This is a genomic window from Ruegeria sp. HKCCA5763 (genome assembly GCF_013034545.1).
Classification (GTDB): domain Bacteria; phylum Pseudomonadota; class Alphaproteobacteria; order Rhodobacterales; family Rhodobacteraceae; genus Ruegeria.
Genome location: NZ_WQGF01000001.1, coordinates 105,097 through 120,839, shown reverse-complemented (window position 1 = coordinate 120,839; position 15,743 = coordinate 105,097). Strand labels below are relative to the sequence as shown.

General features: G+C 55.9%; 13 protein-coding genes and 1 tRNA gene. 7 read left to right on the top strand and 7 right to left on the bottom strand.

Going from position 1 to position 15,743, the window contains the following annotated elements; all coding sequences use genetic code 11:
- Positions 1 to 20: 20 nt before the first annotated feature.
- From GOV89_RS00590 to GOV89_RS00570, 5 genes are all read right to left on the bottom strand, one after another.
- Positions 21 to 944: an alpha/beta hydrolase gene (locus GOV89_RS00590; protein WP_171237195.1), complete on the bottom strand. Its 924-nt coding sequence runs from the start codon at positions 942 to 944 to the stop codon at positions 21 to 23.
- Positions 945 to 956: 12 nt separating this feature from the next.
- Complete coding sequence (locus GOV89_RS00585) at positions 957 to 2,846, bottom strand: acyl-CoA synthetase (protein ID WP_171175576.1); 1,890 nt, start codon at positions 2,844 to 2,846, stop codon at positions 957 to 959.
- Positions 2,847 to 3,006: 160 nt separating this feature from the next.
- Positions 3,007 to 4,827 (bottom strand): ABC transporter transmembrane domain-containing protein, encoded by a 1,821-nt coding sequence (locus GOV89_RS00580; protein ID WP_171175584.1) that lies wholly within the window; start codon positions 4,825 to 4,827, stop codon positions 3,007 to 3,009.
- A gap of 128 nt (positions 4,828 to 4,955) precedes the next feature.
- Positions 4,956 to 5,029 (bottom strand) — tRNA-Gly (locus GOV89_RS00575).
- Between the two features lie 105 nt (positions 5,030 to 5,134).
- Positions 5,135 to 6,007, bottom strand: coding sequence for a MurR/RpiR family transcriptional regulator (locus GOV89_RS00570; RefSeq protein ID WP_171175586.1), 873 nt, complete (start codon positions 6,005 to 6,007; stop codon positions 5,135 to 5,137).
- A gap of 103 nt (positions 6,008 to 6,110) precedes the next feature.
- Between GOV89_RS00570 and GOV89_RS00565 the strand changes: the two genes are divergently transcribed.
- The 7 genes from GOV89_RS00565 (at position 6,111) to GOV89_RS00535 (ending at position 13,962) form a co-directional block, all read left to right on the top strand.
- A complete protein-coding gene (locus GOV89_RS00565) occupies positions 6,111 to 6,896 on the top strand; it encodes an N-formylglutamate amidohydrolase (RefSeq protein WP_254451485.1) in 786 nt (261 codons plus the stop codon).
- Between the two features lie 16 nt (positions 6,897 to 6,912).
- A complete protein-coding gene (locus GOV89_RS00560; protein WP_171237193.1) occupies positions 6,913 to 7,434 on the top strand; it encodes a TRAP transporter small permease subunit in 522 nt (173 codons plus the stop codon).
- Positions 7,434 to 8,759, top strand: coding sequence for a TRAP transporter large permease subunit (locus GOV89_RS00555; protein ID WP_171175593.1), 1,326 nt, complete (start codon positions 7,434 to 7,436; stop codon positions 8,757 to 8,759). Before GOV89_RS00560 ends, GOV89_RS00555 begins: the two co-directional genes overlap by 1 nt.
- A gap of 57 nt (positions 8,760 to 8,816) precedes the next feature.
- Positions 8,817 to 9,854, top strand: coding sequence for a TRAP transporter substrate-binding protein (locus GOV89_RS00550; RefSeq protein WP_171175595.1), 1,038 nt, complete (start codon positions 8,817 to 8,819; stop codon positions 9,852 to 9,854).
- A gap of 60 nt (positions 9,855 to 9,914) precedes the next feature.
- Positions 9,915 to 11,276, top strand: a complete 1,362-nt coding sequence (locus tag GOV89_RS00545; protein ID WP_171175597.1) for a glutamine synthetase family protein — start codon at positions 9,915 to 9,917, stop codon at positions 11,274 to 11,276.
- 90 nt (positions 11,277 to 11,366) lie between these two features.
- Complete coding sequence (locus GOV89_RS00540) at positions 11,367 to 12,749, top strand: aldehyde dehydrogenase family protein (RefSeq protein WP_171175598.1); 1,383 nt, start codon at positions 11,367 to 11,369, stop codon at positions 12,747 to 12,749.
- A 67-nt stretch (positions 12,750 to 12,816) separates the two neighbouring features.
- A complete protein-coding gene (locus GOV89_RS00535) occupies positions 12,817 to 13,962 on the top strand; it encodes an iron-containing alcohol dehydrogenase (RefSeq protein ID WP_171175600.1) in 1,146 nt (381 codons plus the stop codon).
- 58 nt (positions 13,963 to 14,020) lie between these two features.
- Here the strand turns inward: GOV89_RS00535 and GOV89_RS00530 are convergent, their stop codons facing one another.
- Together GOV89_RS00530 and GOV89_RS00525 are read right to left on the bottom strand one after the other, a co-directional pair.
- The gene (locus GOV89_RS00530) at positions 14,021 to 15,253 is read right to left on the bottom strand and encodes an HlyD family secretion protein (RefSeq protein ID WP_171237192.1); all 1,233 of its coding nucleotides are present in this window, start codon (positions 15,251 to 15,253) and stop codon (positions 14,021 to 14,023) included.
- A complete protein-coding gene (locus GOV89_RS00525; protein WP_216599108.1) occupies positions 15,250 to 15,654 on the bottom strand; it encodes a hypothetical protein in 405 nt (134 codons plus the stop codon). Before GOV89_RS00525 ends, GOV89_RS00530 begins: the two co-directional genes overlap by 4 nt.
- Positions 15,655 to 15,743: the final 89 nt, after the last annotated feature.

Here is a 15,743-nt window from a genome sequence, read left to right as displayed (position 1 = left end):
CTTTTTAGGCGGTAAAGGACTTAGTAGTAAGACCAGATCCCCTGCCCCAGCGCTTCGATAGCGACCGAGATACGCTCAAAGCTTTCTGCTGCGCGTTTCACCGAGGTACGAGCGCGCAAATAGCCATGAACCAGGCCGGGCTCATTGATCCAATGGGCCTTACCTCCTGTCGCCGCTATCTTCTCGCAGTAGTTCGGCCCATCATCCCGTAGCGGATCGCAATCTGCAGTCACCACTACTGTGGGCGGCAGGTTCGAAAAATCACTGTCCTGCAAAGGTAAATAGGTTGGGTCACCTTCGGGCTGATCCCCGGCGTATCGGACGGATTCATAGAACTTTATATCGTCCAAAGTCAGCAACGGGGCGTGGGCGTGTTCCAGGTAGGAGCCATTGGTTCGGTCCCCACCAAGCAGGGGAAAAATCAGCACTTGGCCCAAAATGCCGTCCAATCGGCCCCGCGCGTGATGGGACACCGCAGCGGCAAGGTTTCCTCCGGCACTGTCACCCGCCAAGATCAACGGGTCACCATATTCACGCGCTGCCCAGATCACTGCTGTCCAACAATCATCGAACTGCGCGGGGTGCACATGTTCAGGGCACAGCCTGTAGTCAACTGCGACCACACGATACCCTGTTTGCGCGCAAAGTTCAGCGCAGACGTCATCGTGGCTGTCCAGCCCACCCAACACAAATCCACCGCCATGGAAATAAACGACGGATCGGGTGGGCTGACCAGCGGTGTAGATGCGGACAGGAACTCCATCGGCTGTCAGATCCTGTGTTTCCACCCCGACAGGTCGCGGTTGGCGGAAATCCTGACACATGGTGTCATAGACGCGGCGCTGATCTTCGATTGAAAGATCAACCGCATCATCAGGATAGCTTTCAGCCGTGCGACGTATGAACGCCCAGGTTTCCTCGTCAATCAGGCGTTCATAATCCATTGTCCCTCCGGCTTACTCAGACCACTCCCACGGCTGGGTATATGCGCCCAGCACTTTCGAGACATCGTCTTCCGAAGATCCATTCGCGTCAAGCTGCGCGACAAGGCCACGCTTTTTATCATCGATCACCGAAACAACACGCGCCGATACCTCAGCTGTCTCAAGCGCACCATTATAGATACGTGTGATAGCCTGTTTACGCAGATCGGGCTTAAAGACCTTACCAACCGCAGTTTTGGGCAATTCGTCCAGAATGGTCATATGCTTGGGCTGCGCCGCACGTTCATGCACATGAACCTTGCAGTAATCCATCAGCTCTTTTTCCGTGACCGAGGCGCCTTCGACCAGTTCGACAAACGCACATGGCACTTCACCGGAATGCGCGTCGGGCTGGCCAATAGCGCCGGCAAACGCGACTGCGTCATGGCCCAATAGCGCTTCTTCGATTTCGGCTGGGTCAATGTTATGGCCACCGCGAATGATCAGATCCTTGGCGCGGCCTGTGATCCAAAGGTATCCGTCTTCGTCAAACCGTCCCAAATCACCCGTACGCAGGTATTTGTCATAATAATAGAGATCTACGTTCTTATCGGCCTCGGTATAGGTGTTGCCCGCATAGACACCCGGGTTCGAGATACAGATTTCTCCGATTTGATCGGTATCGCATTCGACCGGTCCCTCCGGCCCGCTTTGCAGGATTTTCACATCCGTATAGGGGAACGGAATACCGATCGATCCGATCTTTTTTTCACCATCCACAGGGTTACACGACACCAGGCACGTGGCCTCGGTCAGGCCATAGCCTTCGACGATCTTCACACCCGTGGCTTCTTCAAAGCGACGGAACAACTCAACCGGCAGCGGGGCCGAGCCAGAGAAAGCTGTCTTCACGCTTGAGATATCGGCATCAACCGGGCGCTGCATTTTGGCCGAGATGGCAGTGGGTACAGTGATAATGAAAGACACCTTCCAGCGTTCGATCAGCTTCCAGAAGTTGTCGAAAACGCCGTCTCCGCGATACCCGGCTGGTGTGGGGAAGATCACATGCGCGCCCGAGGACACGGCCGCCATCATAATCACGTGGACAGCAAAGACGTGGAACATGGGCAACGGGCACATGATGACGTCGTTTTCGTCAAACAGCAGCGTATGTCCCAGCCAGCCGTTATAGACGAGACCAGAATACTTGTGTTGCGCCACTTTTGGCATGCCGGTCGTGCCGCCCGTATGGAAATAGCACGCAACACGGTCTTCCTTGCTGTCTTCAAATGTCAGCGTCGTCGGCTGTTTGACCAACTCTTTATTAAAGTTCTTGTAATTCGCATGGGCGAGTTTTTCCCTGTCACCCATCTTGGGGCGCAGGAAAGGTACCAACCAGGACTTGGGCGGTGTCAGATAGCGGTTCAGGTCGATTTCCAGAATGGTGCTGACCTTGGGCGCGTGGCGGACCGCTTCCTCCACTTTCTGGGCCACATCCGTTTTTGGGAAAGACTTCAGCGTCACCACAACCTTGGCGCCGGTCTCGCGCAGGATGGCCGCAATCTGTTCCGGCTCAAGCAGCGGATTGATTGGGTTCACGATCCCGGCTACCGCGCCGCCCATCATGGTGATCAGCGTCTCGTTACAGTTGGGCAGCACATAGGCCACCACATCTTTTTCGCCCACACCCAGTGAACGGAAGAGGTTCGCAGCCTGATTAACCTTGTCCTGCAATTGTGACCAGGTCAGGGTCTCGGCTTTGTCGGTTGGTCCCGACAACAGTTGAAAACTGATGGCATTGTGGTTGGGAAACTTCTCTGCCGTGCGCGACAAGAGCTGATGGAAGGTGACGGGCAGATCCCGATCCTCCCACGGCATTTCCTGTTCCATGCGCGTTTTGTCTTCCAATCCCACAAAGGCCATGTGGTTCCTCCCGTTATTTTCTCCCGCATTTTGCGCAGGCTTGTTGTTCGCCTCCAAGATGGGATCAAAAACGAGCCCGCGCAAGCGAGGGCTTAGCTGTGACAGTGAGTAAAATGTAGAATGACGCTACGGCGGAAAGGGAAATGCCCGTGCGTCACCCTTATTCCGCGGCGACACCGTCGGTGAATTGCAACCGGGCCAGACGCGCATAGAGCCCGTCCTGAGAAACCAGATCGTCATGGCTGCCTTGCGCCACGATACGGCCTTCTTCCAGCACAACAATGCGGTCGGCTTTCTTCACAGTTGCCAAGCGGTGTGCAACGATCAGGGTTGTGCGTCCGGCCCGCATCTGGTCCACCGCGCCCTGTACCGCGCGTTCGCTTTCCGCATCCAGAGCCGAAGTTGCCTCGTCCAGCAACAGAACCGGCGCGTCGCGCAGAATGGCCCGCGCAATGGCGATACGCTGCTTCTGACCGCCTGACAGCATCACGCCGCGTTCGCCAACAAAGCTGTCATACCCTTCCGGCAAGGCAGCGATAAAGTCATGCGCGGCAGCGGCACGGGCCGCGGCTTCAACTTCGGCATCGGTTGCATCTAGACGCCCGAAGCGGATGTTTTCACGGGCCGAGGCAGCAAAGATCACAGGGTCCTGAGGAACCAGAGCCATATGCGTACGGAAATCTGCCCGATCCAGTTCTCTCAGGTCGTGGCCATCCAACGTGACCCGGCCCGAATTGGGGTCATAGAACCGCTGGATCAACTGAATGACTGTCGTCTTGCCCGCGCCGGAAGGTCCGACAAAGGCAACCGTTTCACCCGGATTGACCTGAAGCGAAAGATGATCCAGCGCAACGGTGTCGGGACGCGACGGATAACAGAAGCTGACATCTTCGAAGCGGATTTCACCTTGAACATCCTTGGGCAGGATCATGGGCTTGGCAGGATCGGTCACGGTGTCTTGCGCATTGAGAAGTTCGACCAGACGCTCTGTTGCCCCGGCAGCGCGTTGAAGTTCGCTCCAGATTTCGGACAGGGCCGCGACCGAGCCGGCCATAATGACCGAATAGATCACGAACTGCACCAGCACGCCTTCGGTCATCACGCCGTTGCGCACATCATTTGCACCCATCCACAAGACGCCGACGATGCCCGAAAAGACCAGAAAGATCACAATTACCGTCAGTACCGCACGGGTTTGAATGCGGCGCAGCGAGACCACATACGAGGTTTCGGTCATCTCTCCGAATTGCTTGCGGCTTTCCTGTTCGTGGGTAAAGGCCTGCACCGTCTGAACAGCGCCCAGAGCTTCACCTGCGTTTCCGGACGAGGCTGCAATCCAATCCTGATTCTCGCGGCTGATCACACGCAGACGGCGACCCAAAACCAATATCGGAACAATGACAATCGGGATCAATAACAGAACCAAACCCGTCAATTTGGCCGAGGTCAGCAGCATCAGCACCAGCCCGCCGAAAAACATCAACATGTTACGCAACGCGATCGACACCGAGGACCCAAGAACCGACTGAATCAGGGTCGTGTCCGTTGTGATCCGGCTGAGCACCTCACCCGTCATGATGCGTTCATAGAATTCCGGGCTCATCGCGATCACGCGATCGAACACGGCCTTGCGAATATCGGCGACAACGCGTTCGCCCAAGCGCGTGACCAGCGCGTATCGGATGCCGGTGCCCACGGCCAAAACAGCGGCAATGCCCAACGCGGCCAGAAAATACCAATCCAGCAGCTCGCCGTCCTGGATGCGAAAGTTGTCGATCACGCGCCGAACCGCCAGTGGCAGAGTCAGCGTCATGCTTGCGGTCAGAATCAACGCCAATGTCGCGCCAATCATCAAAAACTTATAGGGCTTCATGAATGGCCAGAGCGAGGCCAGCACCCCAATTTTCTTTGAGCGGGCCCGCTCTTCACTGGCACCGGGTGCAGCGGCTGGCGCTGGTTTACTGGCGGTTTGTCTTGCCATGTCGGGCCCTTATGGATTGAACTCTAGGAAGTGACCGCTTTCTTGGCCTCAGCCGCCCTTTTGGTCAAGCATGACAACAAGGATCAGCACCCCGAAAGGGCCATTTGACGCAGAAAAGGTTGGGATCTTGGAGCGGGTAGACGGAATCGAACCGACATAGCCTGCTTGGAAGGCAGGGGCTTTACCATTAAGCTATACCCGCAAATGGTTTGCGTTGGTTAAGTCATGCACCCGGGCGCGTCAAGCAGGAAGTCGCAAATTTTGCGCCTCAGTTTTAGAACCACAGCGCCCCGTCGTATTCGCCCCTTCAATCCTGGTTGCGGAATATTCGTGTCGAAGAAAAAAACTGCTCCAGTTCTTCGATCCGCTCTTTGCTTTCCTCCCACCGTGCTTCCTGTACTTCGGCAATCAGAGTCTCGGAAATCAGTTGCAGTGCTATCGTCGAATCCCAGCTCGAGGGAGCCTCGACCAAGGCGTGGAATGTGTAGTTGGCGGTCTTACCGATTGGTGAACCCCACTGGTCCGTAAACAAAACAACCGTTACGCCCCGGCTTGAAGCAACTTGCGCAAGTTTCTCCAAATGCGCTTCGTATCGCCGAATGTCGAAGATCACCAGGACCGAGGACGCATCCATGTCCAAAAGGTATTGCGGCCAGACATTCGCTGAATTGCCCAGCATAGTTACGTTGGGCCGGATGATCTGCATGTGATTGAACAGATAATCCGCGTTGGATCGGGTGATGCGGCCACCCACCACATAAAGATGCCGGTCCGTTTCAGCCAATAGCTGGGCGACGGTGTCGAACATCTCTTTGTCCAGACGCTCCAGCGTGTGGCGCATGTTTGTCCAGACGGCCTGCGCAAAGCGCGTTGTCGGGTGTTCGGCATCGTCATCGACAACCCAGGCATCTCGTTTCGAGATCGGTTTCTTGATCTGCGCTGCCACTTCTTCGCGCAGGGCATCCTGCAGGTCCGGAAACCCATCGAACCCAAGCTTGCGGGCCATGCGAATAACAGTTGGCGTCGAGACCTGAGCCGCAGCCGCCAGCTTGGTGATCGATTGCAGCCCTGCCATCGGATAGTCCTGCAATAGGACAGACGCCAACTGACGTTCTGATCGGGTCAAATCGTCCAATTCGTCCTGAATCCGCTGTTTGACCAGCTTTACAACGGCGGCCATCGACACCCTCGATTTTTAAATTTGTTACAGAATATTCCTGCCTGTAGTTTTGTCTACAGTAATTTTCTTGACAGGTACGAAGTTGCTGTAACAAATGCTACCTATGCGACAAGAAACCGAGTCATCCCTGCTGCAATCTGCCGAAGCCCCGGCAGCCCGTGTGCTGAATGCACGGGGCCGCGCGCCTGCAGTGTTGGTGTGCGAACATGCCAGTCGCTTCATACCTGCGGCTTTGCAGAATTTGGGTCTGGATGACGATGCGGCCCGGTCGCATGTCGCATGGGATATCGGTGCGATGGAGCTATCGATTGAGCTGATGGGGGCGCTGGATGCACCGTTGGTGTATTCGCGCGTCAGTCGCCTTGTCTATGACTGCAATCGCCCACCGGAACGCGAAGATTCCATGCCGTGCCTCAGCGAAGTGTTCTCAGTCCCCGGCAATATAAACCTGACCGCGGCCCAGCGCGCCCAACGGCTTCACGAGGTGTACGAACCGTTCCGACAGCTGTTGTCTTCAACACTGGACGCAAGACATGAACTACCGGTTGTCATCACGATCCACAGCTTCACGCCAGTCTACAAGGGACAAAAAAGGACGGTGGAGCTGGGCATTTTACATGATGAAGATGATCGGGCAGCCCAGATCATGCTGCAACAGGCGCAAGGATCAGGGCTGAGCGTTGCGCTTAACCAACCTTATTCGGCCACCGATGGCGTCACGCACACCTTGCGGGAACATGCGATCAAACGCGGTCTTCCAAATGTCATGATCGAAGTGCGGAACGACCTGATCGACACTCCAAAAGGTGTGAACCTCATGGCAGGTTTGCTAACGCCAGTCCTGCAATCGGTCATCACGGCGTTTTCGCGCACGGAGGCCAAATTATGAAAACAGAGGTATCGAGATGAAGTTTATGCGGGGATATGTGGCGGTAATCGACCGCACGAACCGCTGGGTCGGGCGCGTGATCATGTATGGCATTTTCGTCATGATGGGCATTCTGCTCTGGTCTTCGATCTCGAAAACTTTCTTTCTGCCATCACTCTGGACACTGGAAATGGCCCAGTTCGCAATGGTGGCCTACTACATGCTTGGTGGTCCGTATTCGATTCAGATGGGGTCGAATGTACGAATGGACTTGCTGTATGGTGAATGGTCTCATCGCCGCAAGGCCTGGACCGATGCGTTTACTGTCCTGTTTCTGATCGTCTACCTTATCGTTCTGCTGTGGGGTGGTTGGGACAGTCTGATGTACTCGTTCCAATATGGCGGCGAGCGCAGCGCGACGATTTGGAGGCCTTACTTGTGGCCGGTCAAGATGATCATGGTTATCGGCATCTTCCTGATGTTGCTGCAAGCCGTATCTGAATTGTTCAAGGACATCTTGCGCCTGCGTGGCGACGACGTCCCGCGTGAGGTAATCTGATGTCCTACGAAATGATCGCCTTGCTGATGTTTGCATCAATGATGCTGATGATGCTGACCGGGCAGAGAGTGTTCGGTGCAATCGGCTTTGTCGCCGTGGTCTCGGCTCTCTTCCTGTGGGGGGATCGGGGTGGCTATGACCTTGGGTTTGCAGCCGCAATCAAGGTCATGAAATGGTATCCGTTGCTGACACTGCCCATGTTCATCTTCATGGGATACATTTTGTCCGAAAGTCGGATCGCCGATGATTTGTACAAGATGTTCCATGTCTGGATGGGTGGCTTGTCAGGCGGGCTGGCCGTTGGCACCATCGGGCTAATGGTGCTGATTTCGGCGATGAACGGACTGTCCGTAGCCGGAATGGCGATCGGTGCGACCATTGCCTTACCGGAACTTCTGCGTCGGAACTATGACAAACGTATGGTGACGGGTGTCATACAGGCCGGATCATCCTTGGGAATTCTTGTACCACCGTCAGTGGTTTTGGTTCTGTACGCGATGATCGCGCGGCAACCTGTTGGCCAGTTGTGGCTCGCTGGCGTGCTTCCGGGCCTGATGATGGCAGCGATGTTCATCATCTATATTGTCATCCGTTGCCGCATAACACCTTCGCTCGGTCCGGTTCTACCCGCCGAAGAGCGCGACATTCCGTTTCCGGAGAAGCTGCGCCTGTTGCAGTCTGGTCTGTTACCTTTGGGTATTTTCGCCGTAATGATGGTTCCGTTTGTAAACGGCTGGACCTCGCTGGTGGAATCTTCCGCCATTGGAGCCATCACGGCTATGGCAGCGGCGGCGTTGAAAGGTCGGCTGACGCGTAGGGTCTTTGAAAACTCCATTCGGCATACATTGGGCATTTCCTGTATGTTCATGTGGATCATTCTGGCGGCTCTGGCGTTTGGCGCTGTTTTCGACGGGCTGGGTGCGGTCAAAGCCATTGAAAGTCTTTTCACCGAGAAACTGGGCCTGTCCCCTTGGATGATACTAATCCTGATGCAACTCAGCTTTATCCTGATGGGAACATTCCTGGATGATACTGCCATGCTCGTCATTGTCGCCCCACTATACGTTCCGCTGGTGGGGGCACTGGGCTTCGATCTGATCTGGTATGGCGTTCTTTATACCATCACGACGCAGATCGCGTACATGACGCCGCCGTTCGGCTACAACCTCTTTCTGATGCGTGCGATGGCCCCTCCGGAGATTTCACTGCGCGATATCTACAGCTCCATCATTCCTTTTGTTCTGGTGATGGTCTGCGCCTTGGCCACCATCATAATCTTCCCGGAAATTGCGCTTTGGCTACCGAATTATGTTTACGGAAAATAAGTCACAAGACCCCGGAAAGGGGCGAAATTCTGCAAGATCAAACAGAGGAGAAAGACAATGACAACAAGACGCAGATTTCTAAGTTCCGCCGGTTTGGCAGGTGCTGCCACGTTGGCGAGCCCGGCAATTGTCAAAGCGCAATCAGCCATCAAGTGGCGCTTCCAGACCTATGCCGGCGGCGCGTTGGGAGAGCATGTAACCAAACCCGCAATCGACTACATAAACGCAAACGCCAATGGTGAGCTTGAGATCGAGCTGTTCTACGCCGACCAGATCGTCCCAACAGGCGAACTGTTTCAGGCTCTGCAGCGCGGCACGATTGACGGGGTACACTCGGATGACGATTCGATGGCGTCACCGACCCCCCTGCGTCAGTTCGGTGGTTATTTCCCGTTTGCAACCAAACACATTCTGGATGTGCCTGTGCTGTTCAATCAGTACGGTCTGGCCGATATCTGGCGTTCGGAATACGAAAAAGTCGGCGTGGCATGGTTGTCGGCTGCGGGTCAGGACCCGTGCAACTTTAACACCAAAAAGGAAATCAAAACGCTTTCCGATCTGGATGGTCTCAAACTCTACACCTTCCCGACCGCGGGTCGTTTCCTGGCCAAGTTCGGTGTGGTGCCGGTAAACATTCCTTACGAAGACGCCGAGGTCGCGGTACAAACCGGGGAACTGGACGGCATGGCATGGTCCGGTATTACCGAGGACTACACTGTGGGTTGGGCGGATGTGACAGATTACTTCCTGACCAACAACATTTCAGGCGCGTGGATCGGATCGTGGTTCGCCAACCAGGAACGCTGGGCAGAACTGCCGGACCATCTGAAATCTGTGGTTATGGCGGGTATCGAAGCGGGCCACACGTATCGCAACCAGTGGTACTGGGGTGGTGAAGCGGCCTTGCGCGCGAATGGCGACAAGCTGCAGCTGCGCCAGGTTCCGGCCGCCGAATGGAAAGAAGTCGAAAACGCAGCCATCGAATTCTGGGACGAGGTCGCACAGGAAGGTGAAGTTCACCAGAAGATAGTCGGCATATTCCGGGAGTATAACTCGGTTATCAACCAGGCCGGTGCCCCTTACACTTTCGATTAACATCAAAATCGGGGGGCATTGCCGTCCAGTGCCCCCTTTGAGAAGCATGAGGTTTGCTCCATGACCGCTAATTTGACCTTTGAAACCCTGACATCACGAGTGGCCAACGGCGAGATTGATACTGTTCTTGTTTGCCTGGTGGACATGCAGGGCCGCTTGATGGGCAAGCGCTTTCACGCAGGCCATTTCGTCGCCGGCGCATGGGAAGAAACACATTGCTGCAACTACCTACTGGCCACCGATCTGGAGATGGCGACACCCGACGGGTATGCCTCGACCAGTTGGGAACGGGGGTATGGTGATTATGTCATGAAACCCGATCTGAGCACGCTGCGCCCGGTTCCGTGGCTTGAGGGTACGGTCATGGTGATGTGCGATGTGCTGGATCATCACACCCACGAAGAAGTGCCGCACGCACCGCGTTCGATCCTGAAAAAGCAGGTCGCGCGACTGAAGGCCATGGGTTTTGATGCCATGTGCGCAACCGAGTTGGAGTTTTTCCTGTTCGAGAAGAGCTTTGATGAAATTCGTAAGGAAGGCTTCCGCAATCTGGAACCGATCTCGGGCTACAATGAAGACTATCACATTCTTCAAACGACCAAGGAAGAACACGTTATGCGCCCGATCCGCAATCACCTGTGGGACGCGGGAATACCGGTCGAAAACTCGAAGGGCGAGGCTGAGACCGGGCAGGAAGAACTGAATATAAAATACGCGCCTGCGATGGACACGGCCGAGTATCATTCGATCGCCAAGAATGGCGTGAAAGAGATCGCCTGGCAGCACGGGCATGCGGCAACGTTCCTGCCGAAATGGCATCATGACAAGGTGGGCAGCTCCAGCCATGTGCATCAGTCACTTTGGGCTGATGGAAAGCCGGCTTTCTTTGATGCGAATGATGAGCTGGGCATGTCGGATCTGATGAAAAGCTATATGGCGGGTCTGCTGAAATACGCCGCCGATTATACCTATTTCATGGCCCCCTACATCAACAGCTACAAACGATTCATGAAGGGAACCTTTGCGCCGACGCGGATCATCTGGTCGGTCGACAATCGCACCGCCGGATTCCGGTTGTGCGGCGACGGCACCAAGGCCGTTCGGATAGAGTGCCGAATTCCGGGTTCAGACATGAACCCTTATCTGGCATTGGCCGGGATGCTGGCCGCTGGCATCGCAGGGATTGAAGAGGGATTGGATCTGCAACCGCCTACCACAGGAGACGTTTATCAGGGTGATACGGGTATGATCCCGGGCAACTTGCGCGCGGCGCGGGATGCTCTGCACAGCTCGGCCATGTTGCGGGAGGCGATGGGAGACGAGGTCGTCGATCACTACTCGCGTGCAGCGGAAGTTGAGATCGAGGAGTTCGAGCGCGTGGTCACAGACTGGGAAGTCGCCCGCGGGTTTGAGCGAGCGTAGGGTTCTGGCTGGGGGCTCTGCCCCCAGACCCCCGAGGTATTTTTGGCCAGATGAAGCAGGGATCCTGCTTATTTACTACATGGAGTGAACATGGGGCAGATGTTGAAATGTGTCTCACCGATTGATGGATCGGTTTTTGCGGAACGAGAGGTGTTGTCTCGGGACGAGGCGTTTGGGGTAGCGAGTCAGGCGCGGGGCGCGCAAGCGGCCTGGGCAGCGCGGCCCTTGCAGGAACGGATTGATCTAGTCATGGCTGGCGTAACGGCCGTGGGTGCGATGAATGACGAAATCGTGCCAGAACTGGCCCGTATGATGGGCCGTCCCGTACGTTATGGCGGTGAGTTTGGTGGCTTCAATGAACGCGCGAGCCACATGGCGGAGATTGCCGAGGCATCTCTGGCAGACATCGCGGTGGGGGAAGACGAGACATTCAAGCGTTACATCAAACGCATTCCGCATGGGGTGGTGTTTGTGGTGGCACCCTGGAACTATCCGTATATGACGGCGATCAACACAGTCGCCCCGGCATTGATTGCGGGAAACACTGTGGTCCTGAAACATGCCACCCAGACCCTATTGGTTGGCGAGCGGATGGCGCAAACCTTTCATGCAGCAGGCGTCCCTGAAGAGGTATTCCAGAACGTATTCCTGAGCCATGACGTCACCCATGACCTTATTGCGGGCAATGCGTTTGACTTTGTGAACTTCACCGGCTCGGTCGGCGGTGGACAGGCGATGGAACGCGCAGCGGCTGGAACATTTACCGGCGTCGGGACCGAGCTGGGCGGCAAGGACCCGGGCTATGTCATGGAGGATGCCGATGTGGATGCCGCTGTCGATACGTTGATTGATGGCGCGATGTTCAATTCGGGCCAGTGCTGCTGTGGGATCGAGCGCATTTACGTGCACGAAAGCCTTTATGACGATTTTGTCGCCAAGGCGGTGGAGATCGTGAAGGGATACAAGCTGGGTAACCCGCTGGACGCTGAGACCACCATCGGACCTATGGCCAACGCGCGTTTCGCCGATGAAGTGCGGGCACAAATTGCCGAGGCCATTGAGGCAGGCGCGGTTGCGCATATCGAAGCCTTCCCTGAGGATGATGGCGGCGCTTATCTGACCCCTCAAATATTGACCAATGTGACCCACGACATGCGCGTGATGCGGGATGAGAGCTTTGGACCGGTTGTGGGCATCATGAAGGTCTCGTCTGATGACGAAGCAATCGCGCTGATGAATGACAGTGAATTTGGCCTGACCGCCAGCCTCTGGACCCGTGATGTAGATCGCGCAACGCGAGTTGGCGACCAGATCGAAACCGGCACGGTGTTCATGAACCGTGCGGATTATCTGGACCCCGGTCTTTGCTGGACCGGCTGCAAGAACACCGGGCGCGGCGGCGGTCTGTCGGTTATTGGCTATCACAATCTCACCCGTCCCAAATCCTACCACCTGAAAAAGGTCACGGTCTAAGGACGATGGTCTGCTCGGGTTTGACCCCCTCCCCCGAGCAGACCTCGAATACTAAAGGAAACCTGACATGTCACTTGTTGGAAACTGGTCCTATCCGACCGCAATCAAATTCGGCGCAGGGCGTATCAAGGAACTGCCCGAAGCCTGTGCTGCGGCAGGAATGAAAAAACCCCTTCTGGTTACAGACAAGGGCTTGGCAGATCTGCCGATTACTTCGGCAACGCTGGATATCATGGACGCTGCCGGTTTGGGCCGCGGACTGTTCAGTGATGTGGACCCCAACCCGAACGAGAAGAACCTTGAAGCGGGCGTCGCCGCATATACTGCGGGAGGGCATGACGGGGTGATCGCCTTTGGCGGAGGTTCGGGGCTGGATCTGGGAAAGATGGTTGCTTTCATGGCCGGCCAGACGCGCCCTGTTTGGGATTTTGAGGATATCGGTGACTGGTGGACGCGCGCCGATGCGGATGTGATTGCGCCGATCATCGCGGTGCCAACTACGGCCGGTACGGGGTCGGAAGTGGGACGTGCCAGCGTCATCACCAATTCAGAAACCCATGCCAAGAAGATCATCTTCCACCCAAAGGTGCTGCCAACCGTGGTGATCTGCGACCCCGAACTTACCGTGGGAATGCCCAAATTCATCACTGCAGGTACCGGTTTGGATGCATTTGCGCACTGCGTTGAAGCCTTCTCCAGCCCGCATTATCACCCGATGAGTCAGGGCATTGCTTTGGAAGGGATGCGGCTGGTGAAGGATTACCTGCCGCGCGCCTATGCCGACGGCACCGATATTGAAGCCCGCGCCCAATTGATGAGCGCAGCAGCCATGGGCGCGACGGCCTTCCAAAAAGGGTTGGGCGCGATCCACGCAATGAGCCACCCGATTGGTGCGGTGTTCAATACCCACCACGGAACCACCAACGCGGTTTGTATGCCCGCTGTGTTGGAGTTCAACGCCCCCGCCATCGCGGACAGGTTCCAACAGGCAGCGGCTTATCTGGGCATTGATGGTGGCTTTGACGGCTTCCGCGCTTTTGTGCAGGAATTCAACGACAGCCTCGGCATCCCGCGCACCCTTTCTGATCTGGGCGTCACCGAAGCTTCGATCCCCGAGCTGGTTGAAGGCGCGATCATTGATCCCTCTTGCGGGGGCAACCCGATCGAGTTGACGAAAGAAAACCTGACGCAATTGTTCAAAGCAGCACTTTGAAACAGAAAGGCCCGGCAATACCTGCCGGGCCTTTTACATTTGGTTCCCCAGGGCCGGATCAGTGCCCGGTCAGCACCAGAGTATTCACCGGCATCAGGATCAATCGCAGGCGCAGACCTGCGGCATGGACCACACCGATCGTGTCGACCACATGCAGGAAGGCGGCCTCCCAAAACCCAAGGTGTTCGTGCTCCAACCGCTCATGGTTGTCCGTGTAGACATTGGCCAGGCAGTTGCTGCCCGGTGGAATGTCATCGGCCATTCCTTTGTATAGCGGCTCCATAAAAACAAGGATCGATCCGGGATTTTTGTTGGTCTGCACATCGCGCAGCTCGTCCGAAGGACGGAGTTGGCCGGAAGGAATGACATCCTGAACTTCGACCACAACCGTCGGGATCACGGTGAACGGCTTTGTCATACAACCCAACTCACCGATCATGCCCGGTTTGATGACTTGGGCAGACAGTTGGCTGAACGCAGCTTGGAACCGGTCATGTCCCGTATGGGACGGCACCAGAACACCAGCGGGTCGCAGCAACGGGCTCACATAGTCACCGACTTGCAAGCTAAACTGTTCAACCCGTCCGGTAACACCGGCGAGGATAACTGTTTTGTCCAGCTCGGTTTGCGCGGCGTCCAGTTGTGCAATCGCGCTGGCCAGTTGGGCTGGGATCAGTTCTTCGATCTGCTGCTCAACGGCTGCACGTTTGGCTTCAGCGGCAACAACCTGCGCCTCTCGCTCGGCGACCAGGTTTTCCAGGCGCTCAATCTCGGCTAGTCTTACAGCACTTGAGCCTTCGTCCCGCAAAGTCGTGTTACGCTCCAAATCCTCAAGCGCCTGCGCAAGAGTTGCTTTGGACCCGGCAATTCCAGCTTCGGCCTCGGCCAAATCGGTTTCCGCCACCTTAAGCGAGGCCTGGACCTGCGCGATCTGTGCATTTGCCGCCTGGACCTGTGCGGTTTGGCTGAAATCTTCGATCCGGAAAATCGGCTGACCCGCTGTGACCAACTGGTTGTTCTGGACGAAAACCTCTGAAACACGCCCGCCCAGCTGCGGCAGGATCGTCACTGTACGGAAATAGGACGCAGCCGTTTTGCTGGCCGGGTGGAAGTAAAACAGCGTGGTAATCACAGTCAGCGCCAGAATGGCACATGTCGTCAGGCCCCAACGCAGTTCGTACCACATGGTAAACAAAGTGATTTCGTGGCCTATACGTTTACCCTGTACAAACCGACGGAACAAATAATCGGGCAGCACCGTAATCAGGGCGCAAAGCATGGTCTCGATCATTTACTTTGCTCCTGCGCTTCGCTTGCTTCTGTAACGGGTGCAGCCGGAGCAACAGCCTCGGGCACGGGGTCCGGTACAGGCGATCGGCCAAGGGACCGAATGGCATCAGCAATGTTCTTGAGTGGTGTGGCAAAGTCCGGGAATTGGAAACCCGCGACCAGAATGGCGGCAACCCAGAAAAGACCGTTATGCGTAAACAGCGCAAGCAGCGCCAAAATACCAACCAATTGAAATTGCGGGTGGTTGTTTTCATGGGCCATTTTTTCCGGCACAGAATGGAGCGTCAGGTACCCGACACCGATCAACACCACCAAGACGACAAAAAAGACGACCATAGCTGAAAACAAGTAGTCGCTTCCGTCAGCTGCGACAACGTAACGGGGAATATGCCCAGTGGCCATTGGATGAAGGTCTGCTGCAGTCACCTTGCCCTCCTTAAAATTTTGATACGTCTTTGACCGGGTTGAAGCGTAAATTCAAGGCTGCTTAT

Coding starts and splice junctions, on each gene's coding strand:
- GOV89_RS00590 (WP_171237195.1), bottom strand. CDS start 944: ATGGATTATGAACGCCTGATTGACGAGGAAACCTGGGCGTTCATACGT.
- GOV89_RS00585 (WP_171175576.1), bottom strand. CDS start 2,846: ATGGCCTTTGTGGGATTGGAAGACAAAACGCGCATGGAACAGGAAATG.
- GOV89_RS00580 (WP_171175584.1), bottom strand. CDS start 4,827: ATGGCAAGACAAACCGCCAGTAAACCAGCGCCAGCCGCTGCACCCGGT.
- GOV89_RS00570 (WP_171175586.1), bottom strand. CDS start 6,007: ATGGCCGCCGTTGTAAAGCTGGTCAAACAGCGGATTCAGGACGAATTG.
- GOV89_RS00565 (WP_254451485.1), top strand. CDS start 6,111: ATGCGACAAGAAACCGAGTCATCCCTGCTGCAATCTGCCGAAGCCCCG.
- GOV89_RS00560 (WP_171237193.1), top strand. CDS start 6,913: ATGAAGTTTATGCGGGGATATGTGGCGGTAATCGACCGCACGAACCGC.
- GOV89_RS00555 (WP_171175593.1), top strand. CDS start 7,434: ATGTCCTACGAAATGATCGCCTTGCTGATGTTTGCATCAATGATGCTG.
- GOV89_RS00550 (WP_171175595.1), top strand. CDS start 8,817: ATGACAACAAGACGCAGATTTCTAAGTTCCGCCGGTTTGGCAGGTGCT.
- GOV89_RS00545 (WP_171175597.1), top strand. CDS start 9,915: ATGACCGCTAATTTGACCTTTGAAACCCTGACATCACGAGTGGCCAAC.
- GOV89_RS00540 (WP_171175598.1), top strand. CDS start 11,367: ATGGGGCAGATGTTGAAATGTGTCTCACCGATTGATGGATCGGTTTTT.
- GOV89_RS00535 (WP_171175600.1), top strand. CDS start 12,817: ATGTCACTTGTTGGAAACTGGTCCTATCCGACCGCAATCAAATTCGGC.
- GOV89_RS00530 (WP_171237192.1), bottom strand. CDS start 15,253: ATGATCGAGACCATGCTTTGCGCCCTGATTACGGTGCTGCCCGATTAT.
- GOV89_RS00525 (WP_216599108.1), bottom strand. CDS start 15,654: ATGGCCACTGGGCATATTCCCCGTTACGTTGTCGCAGCTGACGGAAGC.